The sequence below is a fragment of the Rhodopila sp. genome, from assembly GCF_965276935.1.
GTDB lineage: Bacteria > Pseudomonadota > Alphaproteobacteria > Acetobacterales > Acetobacteraceae > Rhodopila.
Map to the genome: position 1 here is coordinate 1,783,003 of NZ_CBDIBS010000003.1, position 25,700 is coordinate 1,808,702.

22 protein-coding genes are annotated in these 25,700 nt (G+C 67.0%); 13 read left to right on the forward strand and 9 right to left on the reverse strand.

Annotated features, from left to right (window positions below; translation table 11 throughout):
• The first annotated feature begins 42 nt into the window (after positions 1-42).
• Positions 43-1,377, forward strand: coding sequence for an LLM class flavin-dependent oxidoreductase (locus ACQY4S_RS16155; protein ID WP_428486206.1), 1,335 nt, complete (start codon positions 43-45; stop codon positions 1,375-1,377).
• Positions 1,378-1,380: 3 nt separating this feature from the next.
• Entirely contained in the window at positions 1,381-1,992 is a 612-nt protein-coding gene (locus tag ACQY4S_RS16160; RefSeq protein WP_428486207.1) for a phosphoglycerate mutase family protein, read from the forward strand.
• A gap of 93 nt (positions 1,993-2,085) precedes the next feature.
• Here ACQY4S_RS16160 and ACQY4S_RS16165 read toward each other — a convergent pair whose 3' ends face one another.
• The 3 genes from ACQY4S_RS16165 to ACQY4S_RS16175 form a co-directional block, all read right to left on the reverse strand.
• Positions 2,086-2,448, reverse strand: a complete 363-nt coding sequence (locus ACQY4S_RS16165) for a hypothetical protein (protein ID WP_428486208.1) — start codon at positions 2,446-2,448, stop codon at positions 2,086-2,088.
• A gap of 161 nt (positions 2,449-2,609) precedes the next feature.
• A complete protein-coding gene (locus tag ACQY4S_RS16170; protein ID WP_428486209.1) occupies positions 2,610-3,920 on the reverse strand; it encodes an LLM class flavin-dependent oxidoreductase in 1,311 nt (436 codons plus the stop codon).
• A gap of 121 nt (positions 3,921-4,041) precedes the next feature.
• Positions 4,042-4,719, reverse strand: a complete 678-nt coding sequence (locus ACQY4S_RS16175; RefSeq protein ID WP_428486210.1) for a GntR family transcriptional regulator — start codon at positions 4,717-4,719, stop codon at positions 4,042-4,044.
• Positions 4,720-4,817: 98 nt separating this feature from the next.
• On the opposite strand from ACQY4S_RS16175, the gene ACQY4S_RS16180 reads away from it, so the two are divergent.
• The 10 genes from ACQY4S_RS16180 (at position 4,818) to ACQY4S_RS16225 (ending at position 18,240) form a co-directional block, all read left to right on the forward strand.
• Positions 4,818-5,639: a creatininase family protein gene (locus tag ACQY4S_RS16180; protein WP_428486211.1), complete on the forward strand. Its 822-nt coding sequence runs from the start codon at positions 4,818-4,820 to the stop codon at positions 5,637-5,639.
• A 162-nt stretch (positions 5,640-5,801) separates the two neighbouring features.
• Positions 5,802-6,767 (forward strand): 2-hydroxyacid dehydrogenase, encoded by a 966-nt coding sequence (locus tag ACQY4S_RS16185; RefSeq protein WP_428486212.1) that lies wholly within the window; start codon positions 5,802-5,804, stop codon positions 6,765-6,767.
• Between the two features lie 7 nt (positions 6,768-6,774).
• Positions 6,775-8,148, forward strand: coding sequence for an MFS transporter (locus tag ACQY4S_RS16190; protein ID WP_428486213.1), 1,374 nt, complete (start codon positions 6,775-6,777; stop codon positions 8,146-8,148).
• An 18-nt stretch (positions 8,149-8,166) separates the two neighbouring features.
• A complete protein-coding gene (locus ACQY4S_RS16195) occupies positions 8,167-8,829 on the forward strand; it encodes an RraA family protein (RefSeq protein WP_428486214.1) in 663 nt (220 codons plus the stop codon).
• Between the two features lie 145 nt (positions 8,830-8,974).
• Positions 8,975-11,026 carry a hydantoinase/oxoprolinase family protein gene (locus tag ACQY4S_RS16200; RefSeq protein WP_428486215.1) on the forward strand — a complete coding sequence of 684 codons (2,052 nt, stop codon included), beginning with the start codon at positions 8,975-8,977 and terminating at the stop codon, positions 11,024-11,026.
• A complete protein-coding gene (locus tag ACQY4S_RS16205) occupies positions 11,023-12,738 on the forward strand; it encodes a hydantoinase B/oxoprolinase family protein (RefSeq protein WP_428486216.1) in 1,716 nt (571 codons plus the stop codon). The genes ACQY4S_RS16200 and ACQY4S_RS16205 overlap by 4 nt, the downstream gene beginning before the upstream one ends.
• A 40-nt stretch (positions 12,739-12,778) precedes the next feature.
• The gene (locus ACQY4S_RS16210) at positions 12,779-13,729 is read left to right on the forward strand and encodes an ABC transporter permease (RefSeq protein WP_428486217.1); all 951 of its coding nucleotides are present in this window, start codon (positions 12,779-12,781) and stop codon (positions 13,727-13,729) included.
• Positions 13,730-13,776: 47 nt separating this feature from the next.
• Positions 13,777-15,627 carry a dipeptide/oligopeptide/nickel ABC transporter permease/ATP-binding protein gene (locus tag ACQY4S_RS16215; RefSeq protein ID WP_428486218.1) on the forward strand — a complete coding sequence of 617 codons (1,851 nt, stop codon included), beginning with the start codon at positions 13,777-13,779 and terminating at the stop codon, positions 15,625-15,627.
• A complete protein-coding gene (locus ACQY4S_RS16220; RefSeq protein WP_428486219.1) occupies positions 15,624-16,646 on the forward strand; it encodes an ABC transporter ATP-binding protein in 1,023 nt (340 codons plus the stop codon). Before ACQY4S_RS16215 ends, ACQY4S_RS16220 begins: the two co-directional genes overlap by 4 nt.
• Before the next feature lie 70 nt (positions 16,647-16,716).
• Positions 16,717-18,240 carry an ABC transporter substrate-binding protein gene (locus ACQY4S_RS16225; RefSeq protein WP_428486220.1) on the forward strand — a complete coding sequence of 508 codons (1,524 nt, stop codon included), beginning with the start codon at positions 16,717-16,719 and terminating at the stop codon, positions 18,238-18,240.
• Between the two features lie 208 nt (positions 18,241-18,448).
• Here the strand turns inward: ACQY4S_RS16225 and ACQY4S_RS16230 are convergent, their stop codons facing one another.
• The 4 genes from ACQY4S_RS16230 to ACQY4S_RS16245 form a co-directional block, all read right to left on the reverse strand.
• Positions 18,449-18,913: a nitroreductase family deazaflavin-dependent oxidoreductase gene (locus tag ACQY4S_RS16230; protein WP_428486221.1), complete on the reverse strand. Its 465-nt coding sequence runs from the start codon at positions 18,911-18,913 to the stop codon at positions 18,449-18,451.
• Between the two features lie 43 nt (positions 18,914-18,956).
• A complete protein-coding gene (locus tag ACQY4S_RS16235) occupies positions 18,957-19,826 on the reverse strand; it encodes a TIGR03619 family F420-dependent LLM class oxidoreductase (protein WP_428486222.1) in 870 nt (289 codons plus the stop codon).
• Positions 19,827-19,893: 67 nt separating this feature from the next.
• Complete coding sequence (locus tag ACQY4S_RS16240; RefSeq protein WP_428486223.1) at positions 19,894-21,492, reverse strand: GMC family oxidoreductase; 1,599 nt, start codon at positions 21,490-21,492, stop codon at positions 19,894-19,896.
• A gap of 220 nt (positions 21,493-21,712) precedes the next feature.
• Positions 21,713-22,588 carry an SDR family NAD(P)-dependent oxidoreductase gene (locus tag ACQY4S_RS16245; protein WP_428486224.1) on the reverse strand — a complete coding sequence of 292 codons (876 nt, stop codon included), beginning with the start codon at positions 22,586-22,588 and terminating at the stop codon, positions 21,713-21,715.
• A gap of 123 nt (positions 22,589-22,711) precedes the next feature.
• On the opposite strand from ACQY4S_RS16245, the gene ACQY4S_RS16250 reads away from it, so the two are divergent.
• Positions 22,712-23,554 carry an amidohydrolase family protein gene (locus tag ACQY4S_RS16250; RefSeq protein WP_428486225.1) on the forward strand — a complete coding sequence of 281 codons (843 nt, stop codon included), beginning with the start codon at positions 22,712-22,714 and terminating at the stop codon, positions 23,552-23,554.
• Between the two features lie 19 nt (positions 23,555-23,573).
• Here ACQY4S_RS16250 and ACQY4S_RS16255 read toward each other — a convergent pair whose 3' ends face one another.
• The gene (locus tag ACQY4S_RS16255) at positions 23,574-24,650 is read right to left on the reverse strand and encodes an amidohydrolase family protein (protein ID WP_428486226.1); all 1,077 of its coding nucleotides are present in this window, start codon (positions 24,648-24,650) and stop codon (positions 23,574-23,576) included.
• A 279-nt stretch (positions 24,651-24,929) separates the two neighbouring features.
• Positions 24,930-25,667 (reverse strand): TetR/AcrR family transcriptional regulator, encoded by a 738-nt coding sequence (locus ACQY4S_RS16260; RefSeq protein ID WP_428486227.1) that lies wholly within the window; start codon positions 25,665-25,667, stop codon positions 24,930-24,932.
• Between the last annotated feature and the right edge of the window lie 33 nt (positions 25,668-25,700).

Here is a 25,700-nt window from a genome sequence, read left to right on the forward strand (position 1 = left end):
GTACGTTAGCCTTCATCGGCGGGCTGAGGGATTTCGAAGCGCATGAGCACCACCCGCCGGCAAATGCACATGGGCGTTTTCGTGCTGGGCACGGGAAACCACACCGCCGGCTGGCGTTACGAGGGCGCCGCGACCAGTCACATGCAGCTTCCCGTCATCCAGCAGATCGCCCATACCGCCGAACGCGGCAAGTTCGACGTCCTGTTCATTTCCGACTCGATGGTGATGGACCCGAGCGATCATCCGTCGTTCATGTGCCGGCTGGAGCCGACGACCCTCATTTCGGTGCTCAGCGCCTCGACCACCCATATCGGCCTTGGCGCGACGGTTTCGAGCAGCTTTTCCGAGCCCTTCAACGTTGCTCGCATCTTTGCCTCGATCGACCATATCAGCGGCGGCCGGGCGGCGTGGAACGTGGTGACCAGCTCCAACCCGAAGGCGGCGCTGAACTTCAACCGCGACGAGCACCTGGAGCACGAGCTGCGGTATCAGCGCGCCAACGAATTTGTCGATGTGGTCAGGGGGCTGTGGGATTGCTGGGATGATGGCGCGATCGTTGCCGACAAGACGACGGGTCGGTTCATTGATGCAGACAAGGTCCGCACGCTTGACCACAAGGGGCGGTTTTTCCAGGTCAAGGGGCCGGTCAACATCGCTCGTTGCCCGCAAGGGCATCCGGTCATCATCCAGGCGGGCGGCTCGCCGTCGGGGCTGGAATTGGCGGCGCGTTCGGCCGATGTCGTCTTCTCCGTGGTGCAGGATCTGCAAGCCGCCAAGATCGCCTATGCCGACCTGAAAGGACGCATGAGCAAATACGGGCGGTCGCCGAACGAACTCGCCGTGTTGCCGGGGATCATGCCGATCATCGGCGCCAGCGATGCCGAAGCCCGCGAGCAACTGGCAAAGCTGCAAGCCTGGCTGACCCCGACCAATGCGGCGACCTTGGTTGCCAGCCGGATCGGTTATGACGTCGCCGGTTTTCCCCTGGATGGGCCGGTGCCGCCACCGCCTCCATTGCGCGAAAGCCGGACCTTCGCGCATGTGCTGTATGAAACCGCGCGGCGGGAGGGCATGACCTTGCGCGACCTCTACAACCTTACCGCGGCGGCACGCGGCCATTGGGTGGTCTGTGGGACGCCTCAAGGCATCGCTGACACGCTCGAGGAATGGTTCACCGGGATGGCGGCGGATGGGTTCAACATTCTCCCACCATACTTTCCGGGCGCCTTTGTCGATTTCGTTGACCTTGTGGTGCCGGAACTGCAACGCCGCGGACTTTTCCGGCGCGACTACCAGGGAAGGACCCTGCGTGACCATCTTGGCCTAGCCCGTGTATCTGGTTCGATGCCGCGTCGAAATGCGGTCGGTGAGGTGTGATCGGTGCAACGGCAAGTGAAGCTGGCAGCCATCGAGATCCTGCTACTCCGCCACGCGGAAAAGCCAGACCATCCCGCCAGCGGCCCCGGATTGACCACGCAGGGACAAGAAGACGCCAAATCCCTGACTGTTCGCGGTTGGCAGCGCGCGGGCGCGCTCGCCGCGCTGTTCGCGCCGAACCTGCTACTAGAGTCACGCCTGCCCACCCCGAACCGGATCTACGCCTCGGCCTGGCGGGAGGGAGGCGGTCATAGCCAACGGCCGGAGCAGACCGTCGAGCCTCTGGCACGGAAGCTGAATTGCCCCGTCGACCTGACCTGGGCGCTGCATCAGGAAGAGGCGTTTGGCGTGGCGCTGGCCGCCAGCAGCGGGACCGCCCTTGTATGTTGGCAGCACCAAGGCCTGGCGGCACTGGCGCGGGCTATTGTTGCCCCGCAGTGCCTGTCGGAACTCTTGCCGGACTGGAGCTGGCCGGCCGACTGTTACGACGTGATCTGGTCCCTTCGGCGCAATGGAACGGGCAAGGCTTGGCATTTTACCCAGTACTGCCAAGCGCTTCTCTCGGGCGACCGCGACCAGCCCTTCAACCTGCCGGGCAAGGTTCACCACGCGTAATCCACATTCTCAATCGAGAGTCGCAGGCGGCTAGTCAGCGTTCAGGCCTTGCCTTCATAGCAACGGATGTTGGTTTGACGCCAACAAGGCAACTTATCGCCCATCTTCCTGTGGTAATCGCAACGAACCGCTGGGTCGATGGTTGTGGGCGGTCCAGATGCGCCGCAGTGCCACGATCACCAACCACATCAGGAACCGGAATCCGATGATGGCTAGCGTGATCTGGACCCACAGGCCGAAGTTGCCGAGCGTGGCTTCGATGCGGTCTCCCCATGGGTAGGGTAGCATGTCACAGCCGGCTTCGATTGCTTTCGTAGTCGTCCGCTTCCACCACGTGAGCACCTCCGGGACATAGACCCAGGCATAGACGTATCCTCCCAGAACGACGCAGGCGGTCCATGCCCTGAAGATATGGCTGCGCAACCGCCCCTTCGTGCTGTTCCATGACGGTTCCAAGGCCGCCTCCCTGCTGATCGCTGAAGTATTCTGCGTCGACGGTGAATTAGCCAGCCGCTAGAGAGCGATCGCTCAGGGCCGACCTGTCATAGGGTGCCCACCATGACGATGATAAGACAGTGCCGATCACTCAACTCTTCCGACGGTTGGTCTAACCTGCCTCACGCTCGCAGGTTCTCTCGCAGCGTCCGGCCTTCATATCGCGTCCGCACCAATCCTCGCCGCTGCAGCTCCGGCACCACGCCACGGCTGAATTGCTCGTAGCAGCCAGGAAAGGTGGTGGGCGTCAGCACGAAACCATCACAGCCACCGCTGTCGAACATCGCCTGCAACTGGTCCGCGATGTCGGCAGGCGTCCCAACCACCTGTGGACATAGCTCGCTGACGGCGAAGCGCTTGGCCGCATCGCCCAGGGTCAGGCCGCCGCTACGCGTGCCCTGCAAGATGACGTCGAATGATCCGCGTGAGCCTTCGCTGGTCTCCACATCCCCCAGCGGCTGGTGCAGCGGATAATGCGAGAGGTCGGTGCCGATATGGGCCGAGATCAGCGCCAACCCGAGTTCAGCGTCGACAAGCTCATTCAGGTAAGCTGCCTTCTCCTCGGCAATGGCGCGGGTCTCGCCCACGATCGGATCGACCGAGACCAGGATCTGGCACTCCTCCGGACGCCGTCCACGCTGTTCCATCCGGGCGTGAATGTCTGTCCGGAACGCCTGCATGTCCGCGGTCGCGTGCTGCAGCGTGAAGATGATCTCGGCCCAGCGTGCCGCGAAGGCCCGTCCGCGCGGGGAGCTGCCGGCCTGCATCAGCACCGGCCAGCCCTGCGGGCTGCGCGGCACCGTCAGCGGACCGCGGGTCCTGACATAGCGGCCCGCGTAATCGACGCGATGCACCTTGGTTGCGTCGGCGAAGCGGCCGGATGCCTTGTCGACGATCAGTGCGTCCGCTTCCCAACTGTCCCACAGCCGGGTGCAGGCCTCCACCACCTCGTCCGCGACATCATACCGTTCGTCGCGCGGCATCGGCGGCAGGCCGAAATTCGCCCATTGCGGCGTGCTGGAGGTGGTGATGATGTTCCACGCCATGCGGCCGCCGCTCAGATGGTCCATGGTGGCGAATGTGCGCGCGGTCTGAAACGCGTGCACGAAGCTGGAGGAGACCGAACCGCCCAGCCCGATATGCTTGGTCACCCGCGCCATCTGCGCCAGCATCGGCAGGGGATCGAGCAGGCCCATCTGGCCGCCGCGCGACAGCACGGTCTCGTAACTGCCTTTGTAGAAATCCATCAGCGCCAGGATGTCGGCGAAGAACAGCGCATCGAAGAACCCGCCTTCCAGCACGCGCGCGATGTGCTCGTAATACTCCGGCGTCAGGAACGCATTGTCGGTCTCCGGATGACGCCACATGCCGTGGTGGTGCGCGGTCGGACCGGAGAGCAGAAAGGCAACCAGGCGCATGCGTCGACGAGACATCGGGTCAGCCTTACGGTAAGGCGGAAAGCCCAGCAATCCCCATGCCAGGCGTGCCGGCATTGATGACGTCCGCTCAACCGTCCCGGCCGGTCACCGCCCTGACGGCGCCGACAGCGCGGCGTCAGCTTTGCATCCGCGACAGCACCTCCGGCGCGGGCTGCAGGTGTTCGTCCAGGATCACCACCGCGGCGGCCCCGTCGCGCCGGCGAAGTGCCGCCAGAAGGGCTGCGTGCTGGGCGTGGATCAGCACCAGCCGTTCGGGGTGAAGCGCCACCGCGCGCGTCGCCACGCGAAGCTGGCGCAGTTGCAGCCCGTCGAACACACCCAGCATCACCGCATTGCCGATCAAGTCCACCAAGGTGCGATGAAAGCTGAAGTCCCCTTCCGCCTGAAACGCAAGATCGGTCGCCTTGCGCGGAGCAGATAGCCGAACCAGCAAGGTATCGAGCGCAACCGGCACCGCAATGCCCTCGTCGGCGATGCGGCGGACGACGAAGCTCTCGATCACCCGGCGGGTTTCGTATAGCTGCACCAGCTCTTCCGCGGTCGCCGCCCGCACCATCGCACCGCGGCGCGGCAGCCGGTCGATGAACTGCTCCGCGTGCAGCCGCTGGAACGCCTCGCGCACCGGGGTGCGAGAGACACCGACCTCGGTGCTGACCGTCGCCTCTTCCAGGAAGCTGCCGGGCGCGATCTCGCCGCCGATGATGCGGGCGCGGACATGGGTGTAGACGCGCTGCCAGGCTGGCTCCTGCTTCGCGCCTCGCTTCGCCGCTGGCCCGCGCGTCACGTTGTCCATCCATGCCTCCCGCCGGTGCGTCCAGCGGCGCCACGCTGGTTGACCATTTGGATGCACCATGTATACATGAACCCGCGTGAGGTCGAGGAGAGGTTCCCATGGACCAGCCAAACACGCCGTTCGTGAAACAGCGCCTGGCGGAACTGACCGGCGGCGAGATGCGCCAGGCCGCCGCGCGCCGGCCGGTGATCCTGCTGCCCCTCGGCAGCCATGAGGACCAGGGACCGCACGCGCCGATGGGTGACTACCTGTCGGCCGAGGGCGTCGCGCTTCGTATCGCCGCCACCGCCACCGATGCCGGCACTGAAACACTCGTCGCTCCAACCCTGCCGTTCGGCGGCGCGGATTACTTCGCCAGCATGCCCGGCGGCATCGCGCTGTCGCAGTCCACGCTGCGCGCCGTGCTGGATGACGTGCTGGCGTGCCTGCTGCGTCATGACCTGACCCGCATCGTCGTCATCAATGGCCACGCCGGCAACGTGCAGGCCATCCACGATGCCACCCAGAAAGTCTGGCTGCAGCGTGGCTGCGTGATCCCGAGCCTCTATTTGTGGCGCGTCGCCTACGGAATGCTGCCAGCGATCCTGGGCGCGGATGTGGCACGACGCGCCAGCGGCCACGGCGCTGACCCGCTGACCAGCGTGGCGATGCACTTGTTTCCCGATCTGATACGGCGCGACCTGATCCCCGCCGCCGCCCCGCCGCCGGACTTTCGCGGCATGCCGGTGTCCGGCTTCGGGACGGTGGACTTTGAAGGGGTGGAGGTGGCGGTGCCGCTGGAGGTGGCACAGATCGCGCCCAACGGCGTCTGGCAGGGCGATCCACGCTTGTGCTCGCCGGAAACCGGGGCGGCTCTGGTGGATCGGCTGGCGGCCATCGGCGCCCGCCTCGCCACCCGTGTCGCCGGCTGGGACGCCTGATGAGGACCGCTCGATGAACCGGCACTGTCGCGCCGGCACGCACGTTACCCGCGTGACGATCGCCTGGATGGCCGTTCCGATGAGCGCGTCGAGCCTCGCGCCAACGGGCATCGCGGCAACGGGCATCGCGCCAACGGGCAAATCAGCGGAGCAGCCGCCGGCATGACCGAAACCATCCTGATCCTGCAGCCCATCGCGGCCGAACTGCGCGACATCATCCTGACCGAACTGCCGCCGGGTTTCGTCGCCAGCTTTACCGAGACCACCGACCCCGCCCATTTGAAGGAAAAGCTCGCGGACGCGGATCACGTGGTATTCTGGGACATCGGGCTGCCCGCCGAACTGCTGCATGCAGGCCGCCGCCTGAAGCTCGCGCACAAATGGGGCGTCGGCGTGGAGAACATCGACCTGGACGCGGCGCGCGCCCGGTCCATCCAGGTCGCCCGCACGCCGGGCAGCAACGCGGTGCCGGTGGCCGAGTTCGCCGTCGGCCTGATGATCGCCATCGGCCGGCGTATCGTCACGGCGCACAACAGCATGATCGCGGGAAACTGGGCAAAGAACGAGATCTGGCGGCGCAGCATCATGCTGTCCGGCAAGACCGTCGGCATTGTCGGCCTGGGCGCCATCGGCAAGGAAGTCGCGCGGCGCGTGCAGGGGTTTGGCTGCACCGTGCTCTACCACACCCGCACCAGGCTGTCCGATGCCGAGGAAGCCGCCCGCGGCGTCTCCCACCGCGGCCTGGAAGACCTGCTGGTGCAATCAGATTTCATCTGCCTGTGCTGCCCGCTGACGCCGCAAACGCGCGGCATGATCGCCGCGCCGCAACTCGCCATGATGAAGCCGGGTTCCATCCTGGTGAACGTCGCGCGCGGCGGCATCGTGCCGGAGGCTGACCTGATCGTCGCCCTGCGCGACGGTCCGCTCGCCGGCGCCGCGATCGACGTGTTCGAGCCGGAGCCACCCGACCCGGCGAACCCGCTGCTGCACATGGACAACGTCATCGTCACGCCGCACTGCGCCTCCACCGCGTTCGAGAATTCGGCCGTCGGCGTGCGGCACTGGCTGGCCAATATCGTCCGCGTCGCGCGCGGCGAGGCGCTGCCGGAGACGGATCGGGTCATCTGACATGGCCATGGCGGATAGGGCAGGACCAGATAGGGCGGCGCCAGACACGGCAGGGGAAGCGACGGCGGCCACGACAGGGACGCTTTCGACGGCGGCGCCGGGCATGGTGCGCTGGTGGATGGCCGGGCTGCTGCTGGGGCCGATCACCTTTGTCATGTCGCTGGATCGAACCGCGATCGTCATCGCCGCGCCGACGATCCAGGGCGAGTATCACTTCAGCCTGGTGCAGATGTCGTACCTGCTGACCAGCTTCTCCTGGACCTATGCGCTGCTGCAGGTCCCGTCCGGCTGGCTCGCCGAAAGGTTCGGCCCACGAAGGATGCTTTATTGGGCGAACCTGCTGTGGTCGCTGCTGACCGCCTTGACGCCGGCCGGATCGGGCTTCGCATCGTTCGTGGTGATCCGCGGCCTGCTGGGCGCCGGCCAGTCGGCTGACTGGCCAAGCTCGGTGCTGGCGTTGAAACGCTGGTTCCCGCGCGCCGAACGCGCCAAGGCGAACAGCATCCTGCTGGGCGGCCTGTATCTGGGCCCGATCGCGGCGGCGCCGATCACCACCTTGGTCATCCTGCATTTCGGCTGGCGCTCCGCCTTCTACGGCTTCGGCGCGCTCGGCCTGCTGATCGGCTTCGCCTGGTGGTTTGGCTTCCGCGACGATCCGGCACGGCATCCAATTATGGGGACGCCAGAAGCCCGCTTCATCGCCGCTGGCCAGGCGGAGGAGCCGTCCCGTCCAGCCCGAGGCGCGTTCCTCGCCGGTCTGGGCTCGGTGCAGTTCTGGGCGGTGGGGCTGCAATATTTCTTCCTGGTGATGATCCAGAGCTTCTACAGCACCTGGCTGCCAACCTATCTGGTGCATGACCGAAAATTCTCGCTGGCGTCCATGGGGGTCTACGCGTCGCTGCCGTGGGTGGCGCTGTTCGTGATGGTGTTCGTCACCGGCGCCTTGTCGGACCGCATCCTGCGGCGCACGGGCTCGGTATGGGCGGCGCGCGTGCCGGTGGCGATCGCGGGATTCATCGTCAGCGCGCTGGCGTTGATCGCGGCGTCCCGCACGCCGCAGGTCTGGCTGATGATGACGCTGCTGTGCGTCTCGCTGGGCGCCATCGGGCTGACCCAGGTGTCGATCTGGTCGGCGACGCAGGATCTCGGCCGGTCCTCCACCGGCGTGGTGTCGGGCTGGACCAATTTCTGGGGCAACGCGGCCGGCGTGGTCGGGCCGGTGCTGACCGCATACCTGGTGCAGTGGACCGGAAGCTGGGCCGGCGCGCTATTGGGCATCGCGCTGTCCGGCGTGGCCGGCGCGGTGCTGTGGCTGTTCGTGCACCCGGAACGGCCGGTGGCGGCGCTCGCCGGCCTGACCCCAGCCAATCCGCCGACCTGACCCATCAAACAGGAGACGATGATGCCGACATACGACATCGGTGACATGCCGCCCCAGATCAGCACAGAGGTCGTGGCATTGCTGGAGCAGGCGGAAACCGCCACCATTGGCCACTGGCGGCACTGGGGCTTCTGCGACCGGCGCATCCAGCCGGCGTTGCGTGGCCGCCGCGTCGCCGGAACCGCTGTCACCGTGGCCATTCCGGGCCCTGACTCCACCCTGCTGCACCTTGCCCTCGGCCTGCTCCGTCCCGGCGACATCCTGCTGGTGGACCGTCTCGGCGACGACCGGTTCGCCTGCTGGGGCGGCGGTGTGACGGTCGCCGCCAAAAGCGCCGGCGCCAAGGCCGGCGTGGTCGACGGACCCTGCACCGACCTTGAGGAGATCGAAGCCTCGGCGTTTCCGATGTGGAGCCGCGGCTTCGCGCCGATTACCACACGGCTGTACGACCTGGGCGGCCGCCTGAACCGCCCGGTGTCCGTCGGCGGAGCCGTGGTGATGCCCGGTGACGCGGTGCTGTGCGACGACAGCGGCGTGCTGGTGCTGTCGCCGCGGGAGGCCGAGGCCGAGGCGCGCCAGGCGATCGGCAAGCAGGCCAGCGGACTGGAAACCCAGCGGCGCGTCGCCGAGGGCGCCAAGCTAGGTGACCTCAGCGGGGCAAGCGCGATGGTGTTGAAGTAGATTTTCGTGCTGGCCGATCCATCAGCGCTTCCCCGGGCGGTCGGTTCATGTTGCGAAAGCCTTACGGACTGAACCACGTGTTGCACCGCAGCGGCGTTCGTGAAAGCGTGCCCCGCTGGTGCGATCGGTCGGAGAACAAAGCGGCATGACATGGCGCATCGGGGTCGATTCAGGCGGCACTTTCACCGACGTCTGTCTGTTCGAGGATGACAGCGGCCGGATCGAGGTCTGGAAAGTCGCCTCCACGCCGGACGACCCGTCGCGCGGCATTGCCCAGGGCTTCGAAGAAGGCTTGCGGCGGATCGACCGTTCTCCCGCCGATGTCGGCTACTTTGGCCACGGCACCACCGTCGCCACCAACGCGCTGATCCAGCATCGTGGCGTAAAGACCGGCCTGATCACCACCGAGGGCTTCCGCGACCTGCTCGAGATCGGCCGGCAGAAGCGGCCCGACCTGTACGACCTGCAAGCCGACAAGCCACCGGTGCTGGTGGCGCGGAACCTGCGCCTCGAAGTGCCCGAGCGTGTGCGTCACGACGGCACGGTTGAAACCGCGCTCGACCAGGATGCGCTGCGCCAGGCGGTGCGGGTGCTTCGTGATGCCGGCGTCGAGGCCGTCGCGGTCTGCTTCCTGTACGGCTTCGTGCGCGCCGAGCACGAGGCCGTCGCGCGGCGCATCATCACGGAGGAATTTCCCGCCGCCTTCGCCTGCGTCAGCCACGAAGTGGCGCCGGAGTTCCGCGAATTCGAGCGCATGAGCACGACGGTGGTTAACGCCTATCTGGGGCCGGTGATGCAAGGCTACATCAGCCGCCTGGCGGACCGCCTGACCGGCCTGGGCCTGCCGGTCTCGCCGCACCTGACGCAGTCGAACGGCGGCGTCATCGGCTTCGATCAGGCGGCGCGCCTGCCGGTGCGCACCGTGCTGTCGGGTCCCTCGACTGGCGTGGTGGCGGCGCAGGCGGTCGGCCGGATGGCCGGGTTCGAGAACCTGATCACCTTCGACATGGGCGGCACCAGCACCGATGTCGCGCTGCTGCAGGGCGGCGTGTGCCGGCTGGCCACCGAGGCCGAGGTGCACGGCTATCCGATCAAGGCGCCGATGCTCGACATCCACACGGTCGGCGCCGGCGGCGGGTCGATCGCCTATGTCGACAGCGGCGGGCTGCTGAAGGTCGGTCCTCGCTCCGCTGGCGCCTTCCCCGGACCGGTCTGCTACGGCCAGGGCAACCAGGAGCCGACGGTGACGGATGCCAATGTGGTGCTGCGGACGCTCAATCCGACGCATCTGCTGGGCGGCCGCATGCAGGTGGACCAGGCGCTGGCGCAGGTGGCGATCGGCCGGCTCGCGGCGCACCTGGGCCTGGACGTGATGACGACCGCGCAGGGCATCCTGTCCGTGGTAATCGCCAACATGGCGCGGGCCATCCGGGTGATCAGCGTGCAGCGCGGCCACGATCCGCGCGACTACACGCTGGCGGCGTTCGGCGGCGCCGGCCCGCTGCACGCGGCGCAACTGGCGAAGGAGCTGGAAATCGGCCGCATCCTGGTACCGCGCAGCCCCGGCATCCTGTGCGCCATGGGCCTGCTGCTGACCGATCTGCGCGCCGACTTCGCCACCACGCGCCTGCGGACCCTGACCGTCGCTGAACGCCCCGGCGTGGAACAGGCGTTCACCAACCTGCGCGGGCAGGCCGAAGCCTGGTTCGCAGGTGAAGGAATTGCCCCCGGCTCGCGCCAGATCGCCCGCACCGTGGACATGCGCTACGCCGGGCAGAACTACGAATTGTCGGTGCCGGTGCCGGACGGCACGATCACCGCCGCGACGCTCGACCGGCTGGCGGACGGTTTCGCCGAAGCGCACCGGCGGATGTACGGCTTCGTCGCCGAGGGCGAGCCGGTGCAGCTTGTCACCTTCCGCGTCGAGGCGACCGGACTGGTGCGCAAGGCCGCCTTCCAGCCGCATCCGCCGCGTGCCGCCGATGCCTCCAGCGCGATCATCGGGCGGCGTGACGTCTGGCTGCCGGACGCGGGCGGCTTCGTCCCCTGCCCGGTCTACGACCGCGAGAAGCTCGATGCCGGCAACCGCATCGCCGGCCCGGCCATCATCGAGCAGATGGATGCCACCACCGTCGTCCCGCCCGGCATGACGGCCCGTGTCGAACCCTATCTGAACCTGATCCTGGAGGCCACATGAGTCAGGCTGTCGCCATCGCGCCTGTGGTCCCGCTCGACCCGATCACCGTCGAGGTCATCGGCAGCGCGCTCTCCTCGATCACCGAGGAAATGGGCGAGGCGCTGGTGCGGGCCAGCTATTCCACCAACATCAAGGAGCGGCGTGACTGCTCCACCGCGCTGTTCAACACGGCGGGCGACACGCTGTGCCAGGCCGAACACATCCCAATGCATCTGGGCTCGTTCATCGGCATGCTGCCGCACATCCTCAAGCGCCATCCGGTGGCCGACATCCGGCCGGGCGACGTGTTCTGTGGCAACGATGCCTACGAAGGCGGCGGCACCCATCTGCCCGACATCGTGCTGGCCGAACCGATCTTCTTCGCGGGCGAGATCGTCGCCTGGGCGGTGAACACCGCGCACCACGCCGACTTCGCCGATCGCGGGCATGCCCACATCTTCCAGGAAGGACTGCGCATTCCGCCGATCCGGCTGTATCGCGCCGGCGTGCTGCAGACGGACATTCAAGACCTGATCCTGCTGAACTGCCAGGTCCCGCGTGAGCGTCTGTCCGACCTGCGGGCGCAGATGGCGGCGAACCGGCTGGGCGTGGAGCGGATGGTCTCGCTCTGCGTCCGCTACGGCCGCGATGTGGTGCTGGCGGCCGGCGAGGCCCTGCTGGATTACGCCGAACGCAAGATGCGCGCCGGCATCGCCGCGATCCCGGACGGCACCTACCGGTTCGCCGATGTCTACGAGAACCTGGAGATCCCGCAGGACCTGCCGATGTCCTGCGAGATCAGCGTGGCCAGCGACGTGATGCGACTGCATTTCGAGGCCCCGCCGCAGGTCCGTGCCGGGCTCAACATGACCTACACGGCGTTGCTGGCGACGGTGTACTACGCGGTGAAGGCGCTGGTCGATCCAACCATCCTGCCCAACGCCGGCCTGTCGCGCTCGCTGACGGTCACGGCGCCCCTCGGCACGGTGGTGAACTGCGCCCTGCCGGCCGCGGTCAACGGCCGCTGCAGCACCTGCCAGCGCGTCGTCGACCTGATCTTCGGCGCGCTGGCGCCGGCGTTGCCGGACCGCGTGATCGCCGCCACCAACGGCGCCAACACCGCCGCGCTGTTCGACGGCAGGAACGCCGACGGCAGCCCCTGGATCTACCTTGAAACCGTCGGCGGCGGCTCCGGCGCGCGCGCCGCCAAGGATGGGCTGGACGGCGTGCAGGTGCACATGACCAACACCTCCAACCTGCCGGTCGAGGCGCTGGAGACGGAGTATCCGTTAACCTTGCTGCGCTACGAACTGGTCGACGGCTCGGGTGGCGCCGGTCAGTTCCGCGGCGGCATGGGCCTTCGCCGGGTCTATCGCGCCGATGCCGAATGCCGGCTGCGGGTGGACGGCTCCCGCTTGCGTTCGGCCCCCTGGGGACTGGCCGGCGGACAGCCGGGGGCTAAGGCAGCGTTCGACTTCGGCGGCTCCACGCCCAGCCTGGGGGCGGTCACGCTGCGAGCCGGGCAGGTGATCGAGCTGGTGACCGCCGGCGGTGGCGGCTATGGCGACCCCGTGCGGCGCGACCCGCAAGCCACGTCGCGCGACGTGGCGGAGCAGCGGGCCGCGGCGCCGGACGTGAAACCTGCCTCCGGGATCATCGCTGGTGCTGCGCCGGCCGCCCGGGCTGGGACGCCTCGGAGCGTGGATCCCGGACCAGCGGAGCACGCCCGGTGACGACGCAGCCGGAGGACCACGATCACCGGAGGGAACCCGCATGGGGTGGGCATTCAGGCGCGTAGGCGTCTCACTGGTGCTGATCTGGGTGGTGGCCAGCATCGTCTTCCTGGCGATCCGCTGCGTCCCCGGCGATCCGGCGGAGCTGCTGCTGTCGCAAGGTGGCGCCGCCCCCGACCCTGCCGCGGTGGCCCAACTGCATGAGCAACTCGGTCTCGATCAACCGCTCGCCACGCAGTACGTGGATGCCTTCCGCCATCTGCTGCGCGGCGATCTGGGCAACAGCCTGCAGGACGACAGCCCGGTGGCCACCGAGATCTGGCAGCGCCTGCCGCGGACGCTGGAACTGATCGCCGCCGCGACGCTGATCGCGCTGGCAACCGGCCTGCCGGCGGGCCTTCTGGCGGCACTGCGCCGCGGCGGCGTGTTCGACCGAGGCGCTTCCTGGTTCGCCGCGGCTGGGTTGGCGGTGCCGGTGTTCGTGGTGGGCACCATCATGGTCCTGGTCTTCGCGCAAGGACTGCGCTGGGTGTCGGCCGGCGGCTACGTGCCACTGGCCCAGGCGCCGGGACGCCATCTGGCGCTGCTGGCCATGCCGGCCGTGACCATCGCGCTCGGCCTGTTCGCCACGGTGTTCCGCATGACACGCGCGGCGGTACTCGACATTTCGATGCGCGACTACATCCGCACCGCCCGCGCCAAGGGGGTGCGACGCCCGCGCATCGTGACCCGTCACGTCCTGCGCAACGCGCTGATCCCCGTCGTTACCGTCCTGGCGCTGCAACTCGGCACCTTGCTCGGCGGCACGGTGCTGGTCGAGTACGTGTTCAACTATCCTGGGCTGTCCGGAATGCTGGTCGATGCGGTCAACGCGCGCGACTATCCAGAGGTGCAGGGGATCGTGCTGGTGATCTCGATCCTGTTCGTCACGCTCAACCTGCTGGTGGACCTGCTGTACGGCGTCCTCGATCCACGGGTTCGCCGCGCATGACGAGGGTTCGGGCATGATGAGAGTTCGGGCATGACAAGGGCTCGGGCATGACGCGGCCCCGGTTGACCCCAGTGGCGGCGGTCGCGGTTGTCGCTGGTCTCGCCCTGGCCGCGCCGTTCCTTGGACTGGCGAACCCGACGGCGATGAGCATCGCGCATCGCATGGCCCCGCCATCGGCGGCGCACTGGCTAGGGCAGGACGAATATGGGCGTGATGTTCTTTCGCGCCTGTTCTGGGGCGCGCGGGCGTCGCTTTCGGTCGCCGCCGCATCCGCCTCGGCCGCCTGCCTTCTGGGCACGGCCCTGGGACTGGCCGGCGGCTTTCTCGGCCGGGTCATGGAGTTGCTCGCGCTGCGCGGCATGGACGTGGTGCTGTGCTTCCCGCCATTGCTGCTGGCGCTGCTGGTGGTGACGCTGCTCGGACCAGGCACGGCAACACTGATCCCGGTCCTGACGCTGGTCTTCCTGCCCGGCTTCGTGCGCGTGGCCTACGCCGGCGTGCTGTCGGTCCGCGCGCACGACTACGTCGACGCCATGCGGGTGCTCGGCGCCGGCCGGCTGCGCATCATGCTGCGCACCATCCTGCCGAATATCGCCGGCCCCATCCTGGTGCAGCTCAGCCTTGCCGCCGCGGCAGCCGTGGTGCTGGAGAGCGGGCTGTCCTTCCTCGGCCTTGGCGTGCTGCCGCCGGCGCCGTCATGGGGACTGATGATCGGGGCAGCGCGCTCGACCATGGCGCAGGCACCGTTGCTGCTGCTGTGGCCGTGCCTGGCGCTGTCGCTGACCATCCTGGCGATGAACGCGCTGTGCGATGCGCTGCGCGACGCCGTCGATCCGCACCGCGCACCCGACCGCCGCCCGCACCGCCTGCTGAACCGGCTGGCGCCCGGCCTGCTGCCGGAGCAGCACGGAACGCTGCTGGCGATACGGAACCTCACGATCGAGATCGACACTCCCACTGGCCCGATCCAGCCGGTGCGGGATGTCTCGCTGACCCTTGGGCCGAGTGAGACGCTGGCCGTGGTGGGGGAAAGCGGATCGGGCAAATCGCTGACCGGCCTGGCGGTGATGGGATTGCTGCCGCCGGTCGCGCGCATCGTCGACGGCGCCATCTGGGTGGAGGCGCGGGACGTGACGCGGCTGGACGAGGCCGGACTGCGCCGGCTGCGCGGCAGCCGCATGGCGATGGTGTTCCAGGATCCGCTCAGCAGTCTTAATCCGGTGCACCACATCGGCAATCAGATCGCCGAAGCCATCCACGCGCATCGCCGGCTGGCGGACCGCGCCACGCGGCAGCGCGTGGTGGCGCTGTTGCAACGCGTCGGCATTCCCGATCCGGCACGCCGCTGCCGCGCGTTCCCACATGAACTGTCCGGCGGGATGCGCCAGCGCGCCATGATCGCCATCGGCATCGCCAATGACCCCAGGCTGCTGATCGCCGATGAGCCCACCACGGCCCTGGACGTGACAATCCAGGCGCAGGTGCTCGATCTGCTCTCCCGGCTGAAGCATGAGTTCGGCATGGGCATGGTGCTGATCACCCACAGCCTGCCGGTGGTGGCGGAAATCGCCGATCAGGTCGCGGTCATGTATGCCGGCGAGATCGTCGAGCAGGGCAATGCCGCCGAGGTCCTGGCGCATCCGCTGCATCCGTATACCGCCGCATTGCTGCGCAGCGCGCCGGCCGAGGATGGCAGCCTGCCCGACAGCATTCCCGGCACCGTGCCGCCGCCGCACGCATTGCCGCCAGGCTGCCTGTTCGCACCGCGCTGCCGCCATGCCACGCCTGCCTGCGAGGCGGCGCGGCCACCGCTTGTCGCGGCGCATGACGGTCACCGCACGCGCTGCATCCGCTGGTCGGAACTGGTTAGCGTGCCGTCGCGGCAGGCGGTGGCATGACCGGGCTGATCGCCGCGGATCATCTCGGCCGGCGGTTCGGCGGCAGCGGCCTGTTCGGCCGCGGCAGGCCGGTGCAGGCGGTGACCGATGTATCGCTGGCCATCGACCCGGGCGAGGCGGTCGGGCTGGTCGGCGAGAGCGGATCCGGCAAGAGCACCATCGGCCGCCTGCTGCTGGGTTTGCTGGCGCCGACCGAGGGTCGCGTCATGCTCGAAGGTGCCGACCTGGGACGCGCGCGCGGGCCGGCGTTGCGGCGCCTGCGGCGGCGCATGCAGTTGGTGTTCCAGGACCCTTACGCCAGCCTCGACCCGCGGCGGCGCATCGGCGCGCAGATCGCCGACGGCCTGGCCATCCACAAGCTGTGCCCGCGGTCGGAGCGACGGTCGCGCACCGAGGCGCTGCTGCTCCAGGTCGGCTTGCCGGCCGCCGACGCCGACCGGTTCCCGCACGAATTCAGCGGCGGCCAGCGCCAGCGCGTCGGCATCGCCCGCGCCTTGGCGACGCGGCCGGCGTTCCTGGTCGCCGATGAACCGGTCTCGGCGCTCGACGTCTCGGTTCAGGCGCAGGTGCTGGCGCTGCTGGCCGATCTGCGCAGCCGCCTCGGACTCGGGATGCTGTTCATCAGCCACGATCTGCACGTGGTGCGCTCGCTCTGCGACCGCGTCGTGGTGCTGTATCTCGGGCGGATCATGGAGCAAGGGCCGGCCGCCGAGGTGCTGCAAAACCCGCGGCATCCCTATACGCGTGCGCTGCTGTCCGCGGCGCCCAGCCTCGACCCGATGCGGCGTCGCAGCCGCATCCTGCTGCCGGGCGATCCGCCCAGCCCGGCCGATCCGCCGAGTGGTTGCGTGTTCCGCACCCGCTGCCCGTGGGCGGTCGCCGACTGCGGCGAAGCGGTGCCGCCGCCGAACCGCGTCGGGCCCCACCATGAGGCTGCGTGCATCCGGGTCGGCGCCGGCGTCAGGCTGCCCTTGCCGGACGCGATCGACACTTCACCCGAACCGGTCCGCGGCGCGTGATGCCGGCGACCGCCGATGACATTGCTTCCGCCCGATTTGGCTGGCCCGACAAACCACCAGGAGATCAGACATGCCATTGACCCGTCGCCTGCTGATGACAGGCGCGGCCGCGGCACCGCTTGCGGCGATGCTGCCCGGCCGTTCCGCCCGCGCCGACCCGTCTGTCCTGCGCTACGGACTCCAGGTCTATCCGCCCAGCTTCCTGCCGTGGCAGCAGAGCGGCACCTCCGCGGCCACGGTCAATGTCTGCGTGCGGCGCGGGCTGCTGTCCTATGGGAAGGATGGCGCGCTGCGCGGCGAGCTGGCGGAACACTGGGAAGCGGATGGCCAAGGCTGGCGCTTCAATCTGCGGGAGGCCACGTTTCACAACGGCAAGCGGGTGACCGCCGCGGACGTGAAATGGAGCATCGAGCAGATGACATCGCCGAAGTCGACCGCCTATCTGCGCGGCTCGATGCAGCACATCGTCTCGGTCGAGACGCCAGACGACATGACCGTTCGCCTGATCACCCGCCAGCCGGTCGTGTCGCTGCCGTACTGGTTCGCCATGCCGCATGCGCCGATCATCTCACGCGACTCGCCCGATGCCGGTGTTGGCGCGATCGGCGCGGGACCGTTCGTGATGACATCCAACGAGCGTGGCATCGAGGTCCGCCTCGCGTCGTTTCCGCAATTCTACCGGGCCGGCCTGCCAAAGCTGAAGGAACTCCGGATGACCGTCTACGCGGACGAGAACCTTCGGGTTTCGGCGTTGCAGGCGGGCGACCTCGACATGATCGAATATGTGCCGTGGCAGTCGATCGACACCATTGCCGCCAGTCCGAAACTGAAGATGGACAGCACTAATGGGCCGTTCATGTACGTGGTGTTCAATGGCGCGAGCGGACCGTTCCAGGACGCCAGGGTTCGCCAGGCGGTGGCCCTCGGGATCAAGCGGGAGGACGTGGCGAAGGCCGCCTTCTACGGTCATGCAGCCACCTTGGGCGGGATGCCGATCCCGGCCGCGAGCCCGTACTACAACGAGAAGCTGGCGCATGTCTGGACCTATGATCCGGCGCGCGCCAAGCAATTGCTGGCGGAAGCTGGCGTCGGCGGCGGGTTCTCCTGCACGTTGCTGTCGAACATCACCAACGGAATGCACAAATCGACGGCTGAGGTGATGCAGCAGAACCTTGCCGATATCGGCATCCAGGTGCAACTGGCGCTGCCGGACTGGGCGAATTTCCTGACCCTGGCCAATCGCGGCCAGTACGAGTTCGCCATCAACGGCACGACACTCGACAGCAATGATCCGGACAGCCTGACGTCGCTGCTGGATGGGTCTCAACCGCCAGGTTTCATGCGAAGCACGCGGCTGCCGACGCCGGAACTGACCAAGTTGCTGACCGCCGGCCGTACCGAGTTTGATCAGGCCAAGCGCAAGGCGATCTACGACCAGGTGCAGCAGCTGGCGCTTGAGCAGGTACCGGCCTGTTTCCTGGTGCTGCGCACCCAGGCCTACGCCATGCGCCAGGCCGTCCAGGGTTTCCGGAATTTGCCGGGACAACTGACATTTTACTCGGGCTACACGCTGGAGGATGTCGATCTGACCTGAGATGATGGGGTCCGCAGTCACTTCTTCTGTCGGCTGGCATGATCGACGTCTTTTGATTGGTCAGCCTCAGGCGATCAGGCTGCTAGACCGTGTCTACGCTGACTGGAACCGCCCGATTTGCATCCGCCGTCATGGCCGGCCTCATATGAGCCCGGCCATGACGACAGGGAAAAGGCCTATGCCCGTTTCCAGTCACCGCGCAAGCGCTCTAGGTCACGGGATCCAGCACGACCACGGGGATCTCGCGGCCTTGGGACTTGATCTGGTAGTCGGCATAGGGCGGGAACATGCCCACCGCCTGCTCCCAAAGCCGCGCCCGTTCCTCGCCGGTTGCGGTGCGTGCCTGGGCCTGCATCGTCGCCGTTCCAACCTGGATCTCGACCGTCGGATTGGCGAGGATGTTGCGGTACCAGCCCGGATGTTCCGGCGCGCCGCCCTTCGATGCGATCACGAAGTAGCCGCCGCCAGCCTGCCCGTAGAACAGCGGGAACAGATACTTCTCCCCCGACTTGCGTCCGGTCGTGGTCAACAGCAAGGATGGAACCGTCATATCCGGCATGCCGGCCCGGGAGATTGTGTACATGTGACCGTCGGTGCCGCCGCTCGACAGATAGCGGTCGGTATGGTCCTTCATCCATTGCGGCAGGTTAGGTGCGAGCTTGGTCTCGGTCATCACTGTGTCTCCTTGTAACGGTTTGGCCGGCGTCGGGATGATCTCACGCCGCCATCTTCACCAGTGTCTCGATCTCCATCATGCGAGCGTCCACTCGTTCAGGCCGCTGGCTGCCAAGGTTCACGACCAGACGGTCCACACCAACATCCGCATATTCTTGCATCGCATCAACCGACATCGAGATCGGCGGCGTGACAATGATCTCGAAGTCCTTGCCACGCGCGCGTCCGGCTTTCGCGAATGCCGCATCAAGTTGGTTCACCATCAGCCTGATGCCGGCGGGATCGCGATTGAACCCATACCAGCCGGCGCCGAAGCGCGCCGCGCGACGCAAGGCTGGCGCGGCATAGCCGCCGACGATGATTGGCACGTGCGGCTTCTGGATCGGCTTGGGGTCCAACCGGCAGGTCTCGAACTTGACCCATTTGCCCGCGAAGTCCACCACCGGCTCGGTCCATAGCCGTCGCATGACCTCAAGGAATTCGTCGCAGCGCGCGCCGCGGTCTTCCCAGCCGTAGCCGCAGGCCTCGACTTCCTCCTTGTTCCAGCCGACGCCGATGCCGAAATCGATCCGTCCGTCCGTCAGCCAGTCCAGCGTACACATTTCCTTGGCGGTATAGATCGGATTGCGCTGCGGCACCAGGGCGACCCCCGTCCCAAGCCGCAACCTGGTCGTCACGGCTGCCAGGAACCCGAACGTCGCGGTCACGTCCAACATGCCGCCGCCATCGGGAACGGGAATGCGCCCGTCCTTCGAGCTGGGGTAGCCGAAGGTGTTCTTGTCAAACAGCGCGACGTGCTCACCCATCCAGATCGAATCGAGGCCGATACCTTCCGCTCGCCTGCCGAAATCACGGATCATCCGCGGTGTCGCCAGCGGCGACATGAACGTGGAGAACACACCGATCTTCATCTTGATACTCCCTGTCTTGATGTCCTTGAACCGTCAACGTCATGGAACCGGCTTGCAAACTTATCCGTCATGCCGCCGCCAGCACCATCCGGGATGCCTTCTCCCCGATCATGATCGACGGTGCGTTGGTGTTGCCCGAGGTCAGCGTCGGCATGATCGAGGCATCGGCAACGCGCAGCCCCGCCATGCCATGCACGCGAAGCTGGTCATCGACCACCGCCATCGGGTCCGAGCCCATCTTGCATGTGCCAACCGGATGATAGGTGGTTTCGGCATTCTGCCTGACCCAGTCGAGCAATTCGTCGTCGGCCTGGATATTCGCACCGGGCGCGAGTTCGTCGGTGGCGATGCCCTGCATGGCGGGTGCGGTCATGATGCGCCGGGTGATACGCATCGCTTCCAGGGTTACCTCACGATCGAGCTGGGCGCTGAGAAAGTTGAAACGAATCGTCGGTGGCTGGTTCGGCGCATTCGAGGAAACATGGATGCTGCCGGTGCTTTCCGAGCGCAGGATGTTCATGATCGCGGTGACACCGGAGTTTTTCGCGAGCTTGAAATTTGGACCGGCCAGAAAGGGTATCCACGAAATCGCGGCATCCGGCGCGTCCAGCCCAACGCGCGTGCGGACATAGGCGCGGATCGGCGACGCCGGCAAGCCGAGCAGCCCCTTGTGCATCAGCGCGTATTTCAATGCCTGCCACACCAGGCCGAGGCCGCGTCCCTTGTCGTTGTAGGTCACGCCGAGCGAGGCCGGCACCGTCCATTTCATACGTGGTGAGTAATGATCACGCAGGTTCTCGCCAACCCCCTTAAGCGCGTGGCGGACCTCGATACCAAGGCCTTGAAGCCGTTCCGGCTGGCCGATGCCGGACAGTTCCAGAAGCTGCGGCGAGTTGATCGAACCGCCGCTGACGATGACCTCGCGGTTCGCGCGGGCTTCGTGTTGCTGTCCGTTCATGGTGTAGCGCACACCGACGCAGCGCCTGCCGTCGATCAGCAGGCATTCGGTGTGCGCGTTGGCTTGGATCGTCAGGTTGGGGCGGCCACGCGCGGGATCGAGGTAGCAGAACGCCGTGCTCATGCGGCGGCCCTTGCGAATTGTCGCTTGGGTCATGCCGATGCCGTCCTGCTTGGCGCCGTTATAGTCCCTGGTATACTCGATGCCGACCTCGCCGGCCGCCTTGATCAGGGCATCGTAAAGCGCGCCGCTCTCATTGCTTTCAGTGACCTTCAGCGGCCCGCCGCGGCCGCGAAACTCGTCGTCCGCGTCGCCCTGGTAGCTTTCCATGTCCCGGAAGATCGGCAGCACCTCGCGATAGCTCCAGCCACGATTGCCGAGCTGCGCCCAGGTGTCGTAGTCCTGCGACTGGCCGCGCACGAAGACCATTCCGTTGATCGAGGACGAGCCGCCCAGCAGCTTGCCGCGCGGCACGGGAATTCGGCGCTGGCCGGTGCCGGCCTCGGCCTCTGACGAGTACAGCCAGTTGGCGTCCGGGTTCTCGATCAGCTTGGCGAAGCCGACCGGGGTCCGCGACCAGGGATGGCTTTCCCGCCCCGCTTCAAGCACCAGCACCTTGTGCTTCGCGTCGGCACTCAGCCGGTTGGCAAGCACCGATCCGGCCGACCCGGCACCGACAATGACATAGTCATAAGTCTGGCTCTCCATTTGGCTTTCCCCCTTTTCTTCTATCTTTAGGTGTCAATACCTTGCGCTCGCGGTCCCGCCAAATTAGCAAGCCGCCATGCGCCAATGCCGAATTGGGCACGACGTTCCGGCGGCAGATCAAAGACGTCAGTTGATGATCGCGCAACAGCCGGCTAGTCAGTGCGCGCCCCACGACGCCGCGGCCAAACCGGAAGGAACGTTTCAACCCAACGCCAACGCTCTACGACGCGCGGCTGGGCCCGACAAGGGTTGCGCCGCCGTCCACGACCAGGGTCTGGCCGGTGATGTAGCGGGCCTGATCGGAAAGCAGGAAGCGAACCGCGCCGCCGATGTCCCATCCGGTACCCTCAAGCCCCAGCACGGAGGCCTGGCGGCGGGTGTCGCGCGCCTGCTCCGTCATGCCACGGCCGTAGACCATGGGCGTAAAGACCGGGCCAGGGGCAACGCAGTTGGCGCGGATACCCTGCGGTCCATGATCGACCGCGATTGCCTTGGTCAGCGCGATGACCGCGCCTTTGGAAACGGTATAGGCCGTCAACCCGCGCGGGCGCAGCGCGGAGATGGAGGAGACATTGACGATCGATCCGCCGCCGGTGGTGCGGATCATCGCGGGGATGGCGTGCTTGCACGCAAGGAACATGCTGTCCACGTTCACGTGCATCACGCGCGCCCAGTTTTCCTCGGATTCCTCGACAACGGTGCCCTTGCTGCCGATGCCCACGTTGTTGTCGAGGCAATCAAGCCGGCCCCAGCGAGACACCGCATCCGCGACCATGGCGCCGCACTGTCCGCCATCGGTGACGTCGTAGGAGACGGCGGCCGCGGTGCCACCTTCGTCGGCGATCATCGCGGCGGTGCGCTCCGCCAGCGTCAGGTCCCGGTCCACCACCAGAACATGGGCGCCGGCGCGCGCCAGCAGGATGCAGGCGGCGCGACCGTTGCCGATGCCGTCACCGGCCGCGCCGCCCCCGGTAACGATCGCCACCTTGCCCACCAGGCCCCATTCCTCGTTCAGCGTCATCGCGTACGCTCCCTTTTCAAACAACGTCATCCGTTCGTCATGGGCATAATGCACCGGGATGTCGTTCGTCTCCACCCTCAGTCGGCTTGCTCATCACCGCGGATCGGTGTCAGCCTTGCTCGCGAACCCCGTTACGGCGCGACATGGCGTGCCGCCGCGGGAATGAACAAGGACGGCTCAGGGGGAAGGATAGACGTCATGGTGACGATTGATGCGCAGGTTCACGCCTATGAACGCAACCACCCTGGGCGCCCCTGGACTGGCTTCCTCCAAGGCCCGCCAGAGGTGACCGGCGACGACATGGTGGCTGCCATGGATGCCGTCGGTGTCGACGGTGCACTGCTGGTCTCGCCGTTCGCCATGTATCGCTACGATGCCAGCTATGCCCTGCAGGTTCATGCGGCGCATCCCGGCCGGTTCGGATTGATCAAGCCGGTCGACCCGGCCGATCCGGGCGTCGCCGACACCATCGCCGACTGGGCTGCCACCAAGGGCACCGTCGCCATTCGGATCATGCTGCGGGAAGACGTGCCGACAGATGCCGCCGACCCCGGCCTCAACCGGATCCTCGCCGCTGCCGCTCGGCACTCACTCCCAGTCAACCTGCTGTGCTGGGTGCGCCTCGAGCAGGCCGGACTGCTGGCGGCGCGAAATCCCGACACGCGGCTGGTCATCGACCACCTCGGGCTGCAACAGCCGTTCGAGCCGCCAGCGCCCGTGGCGCCGTTCGCCGATCTGCCAAAGCTGCTGGACCTGGCGCGGCACGACAACATCGCGGTCAAGATCAGCGGGGCCTGCACGCTGTCGCACCAGCCGTTCCCCTACAACGACCTGTGGGATCCGCTGTGCCGCATCTTCGACGCCTTCGGCTTCGGCCGGTGCATGTGGGGCACCGACTGGACGCGAGCGGTCGCGTTGCTGACATACCAGCAGGGCGTGGAAGCGTTTCGCGTCACCGACCGGCTGTCCGACAGCGACCGCATCGCCCTGATGGGTGAGAGTCTGCGGAAGATCTATGACTGGTCGCCGTCGAAAGCCTGATCGTTGAACCTGCCGCAGGTCAGGAAGCGATGCCGAGCAGCCGCGCCGCGGTTCCGCCGAGGATCGCGATCCGCTCGTCGTCCGCCAGCCCCGGCGTATTGAGCACGAGATCGACCTCGGTGCTGGTCCATGGGAACGGATAATCGGTCCCGATCATGATCTGGCCGGGGCCGGTTTCCGCGATCAGGTGGCGCAAGGCTTCAGGCGTAAACACGATCGTGTCGAAGTAGAGTTGACCATCCTTGAGATACGCCGTCGGATTTTTCTTCGGCAGCTTGCCGACCCGATCGGGGAACGTCCGGCACACCGCATCCGACCGGTTGGCATAGGACGGCAGGAAGCCGCCGCCGTGCGCGGCACAGATCTTCAGCCCCGGAAAACGGTCCAGCGTGCCCTCAAAGATCAGGTGCGACAACGCGATCGTGGTTTCCAGCGGATTGCCGATCGTGTTCGTCAACAGCCCGCTGCCGGCCAGCCGTCCGCTCGGTTCCAGCTCGCGGGTGCCGAGCGGATGCATGAAGACGAGAACGCCGAGCTCCTCGCACTTGGCCCAGAACGGATGGAAGCGCGGATTGGACAGTTCATCGCCGGCAACACTGCCGCCGACGCCGACGCCGCGGAAGCCGAGCGTCTTGACGGCGTACTCGACCTGTTCCGCGGCGAGATCGGGATGTTGCAGCGCGGCCGTCGCGAAGGCGACGAAGCGGTCGGGGCTGGCGGCGCAGAATTCCACCAGCGTCTCGTTCTGCACCTTGATTAGTTCCGCGGCGGCGTCGCGTTCGGCGCCATACCAGTAGGGGTTGATGCTGAGTGCCTCGACATCGATGCCCTGGGCGTCCATCGCGGCGATGCGCGTGCTGGTGTCGGCCATCAGCAATCCCGGCGCTTCAAGCGGGTGATGGATCAGCGCCGCGGCTGCCGGGACGATGCAATGGGCGTGCACATCGACGGTCTTGATGCGCTTGCCGTTGACCACGACCTCGCGCCGCCGTCCCTGCGCCTGCGCGCCCGGTGCTGGTGTTATGGCCGTCATCGCACAGCCGATAAATGCGATGCCGGCCATAGTGCTGCTGAGCAGATCGCCGCCGATAGGCATGTCAATTCCCCCCATGCTTGATCGATCACCGCGCGAGCCGAACCAGGAGTGACCGCCTGCTTGCCGTGTAGCCGCGAAGGCTGCCCGCGAACGTAACTTCGGTCGCAGGCCGGCGGCCTGACGTCAAGTGGCATGCGGCGAGCGAACCGATATCTTCCGCGGTCGGATCAATTCCCTTGCCGCCACCAACCATCTTGGGCCGCGACCAACCATCTTGGATCGCCTAGGCCCGGTCACCCGACAGCGCTCTCAAGGTCGGTTTCCACATGGTCGCGGCGGTCAGACACCCCTGATCGACACGGCAGCGCCGCTGCCTGGCAAGCCCGCTCCAGCGCCGCTGGATGCCCTGATCCCCTGAACCAGGAAAGCGATCAGTTCGCCCTGCATCGTGTGATGTCGTGCCTGACCGGCTGACCCGACGGTGCCGCCCGGTGCCTCCACCATTCCTGGCGGCACCGCCAGCGCCACCATCACGCTGCCGCCCATCCAGTAGTAACGCCAGATCACCTCATGCGGCGCGAGATACGGCACCGCGCGCTGCACGGCGGCCACGAAGGCCTCTCGCACCCGCGCATAGTAGCGCACCAGCATCTGGTTTACTTCAGGCAGCGCCAGCACGCGGCCGAGCGAATATTGCACGACGATGGCACGCGCGCTGGCATTGGCCGCATCCGTCAGTTGCAGCGCCGGCGCGACAAATGCCGTAACGATGTCCTCCAGCGTCGGCATGCCGCCAGCGGCTTCGCTGCAAGCCGTCAATCGAACCAGTCGCTCCTCGTTCAGCGGCACGATGCGACGGACGAACATCTCCTCGAAGAGCTTTTCCTTGGAGCCGAAGTAGTAGTTTACCGCGGCAACGTTCACATCCGCGGCGGCGGCGATAGAGCGCAGCGTTACCGCCGCCGGACCCGCCTCGGCGAACAGTGCCTCCGCCGTATCGAGGATGCGGGTCCGGGCACGCTCGCCGGGCGCGCTGCCCGATGCGCGAGGCCAGTTGGTCGTGGCGATCTGATCCATGGACAACCCTTGCAGCCGAACGCACGGCGCCCG

Excerpts from the sequence above, each read along its gene's own strand:
- ACQY4S_RS16250 (WP_428486225.1), top strand. The coding sequence starts at position 22,712 with ATGGTGACGATTGATGCGCAGGTTCACGCCTATGAACGCAACCACCCT.
- ACQY4S_RS16230 (WP_428486221.1), bottom strand. The coding sequence starts at position 18,913 with ATGACCGAGACCAAGCTCGCACCTAACCTGCCGCAATGGATGAAGGAC.
- ACQY4S_RS16205 (WP_428486216.1), top strand. The coding sequence starts at position 11,023 with ATGAGTCAGGCTGTCGCCATCGCGCCTGTGGTCCCGCTCGACCCGATC.
- ACQY4S_RS16190 (WP_428486213.1), top strand. The coding sequence starts at position 6,775 with ATGGCGGATAGGGCAGGACCAGATAGGGCGGCGCCAGACACGGCAGGG.
- ACQY4S_RS16155 (WP_428486206.1), top strand. The coding sequence starts at position 43 with ATGAGCACCACCCGCCGGCAAATGCACATGGGCGTTTTCGTGCTGGGC.
- ACQY4S_RS16210 (WP_428486217.1), top strand. The coding sequence starts at position 12,779 with ATGGGGTGGGCATTCAGGCGCGTAGGCGTCTCACTGGTGCTGATCTGG.
- ACQY4S_RS16260 (WP_428486227.1), bottom strand. The coding sequence starts at position 25,667 with ATGGATCAGATCGCCACGACCAACTGGCCTCGCGCATCGGGCAGCGCG.
- ACQY4S_RS16220 (WP_428486219.1), top strand. The coding sequence starts at position 15,624 with ATGACCGGGCTGATCGCCGCGGATCATCTCGGCCGGCGGTTCGGCGGC.
- ACQY4S_RS16240 (WP_428486223.1), bottom strand. The coding sequence starts at position 21,492 with ATGGAGAGCCAGACTTATGACTATGTCATTGTCGGTGCCGGGTCGGCC.
- ACQY4S_RS16195 (WP_428486214.1), top strand. The coding sequence starts at position 8,167 with ATGATGCCGACATACGACATCGGTGACATGCCGCCCCAGATCAGCACA.
- ACQY4S_RS16235 (WP_428486222.1), bottom strand. The coding sequence starts at position 19,826 with ATGAAGATCGGTGTGTTCTCCACGTTCATGTCGCCGCTGGCGACACCG.
- ACQY4S_RS16180 (WP_428486211.1), top strand. The coding sequence starts at position 4,818 with ATGGACCAGCCAAACACGCCGTTCGTGAAACAGCGCCTGGCGGAACTG.
- ACQY4S_RS16175 (WP_428486210.1), bottom strand. The coding sequence starts at position 4,719 with ATGGACAACGTGACGCGCGGGCCAGCGGCGAAGCGAGGCGCGAAGCAG.
- ACQY4S_RS16215 (WP_428486218.1), top strand. The coding sequence starts at position 13,777 with ATGACGCGGCCCCGGTTGACCCCAGTGGCGGCGGTCGCGGTTGTCGCT.
- ACQY4S_RS16170 (WP_428486209.1), bottom strand. The coding sequence starts at position 3,920 with ATGTCTCGTCGACGCATGCGCCTGGTTGCCTTTCTGCTCTCCGGTCCG.
- ACQY4S_RS16200 (WP_428486215.1), top strand. The coding sequence starts at position 8,975 with ATGACATGGCGCATCGGGGTCGATTCAGGCGGCACTTTCACCGACGTC.
- ACQY4S_RS16225 (WP_428486220.1), top strand. The coding sequence starts at position 16,717 with ATGCCATTGACCCGTCGCCTGCTGATGACAGGCGCGGCCGCGGCACCG.
- ACQY4S_RS16255 (WP_428486226.1), bottom strand. The coding sequence starts at position 24,650 with ATGCCTATCGGCGGCGATCTGCTCAGCAGCACTATGGCCGGCATCGCA.
- ACQY4S_RS16185 (WP_428486212.1), top strand. The coding sequence starts at position 5,802 with ATGACCGAAACCATCCTGATCCTGCAGCCCATCGCGGCCGAACTGCGC.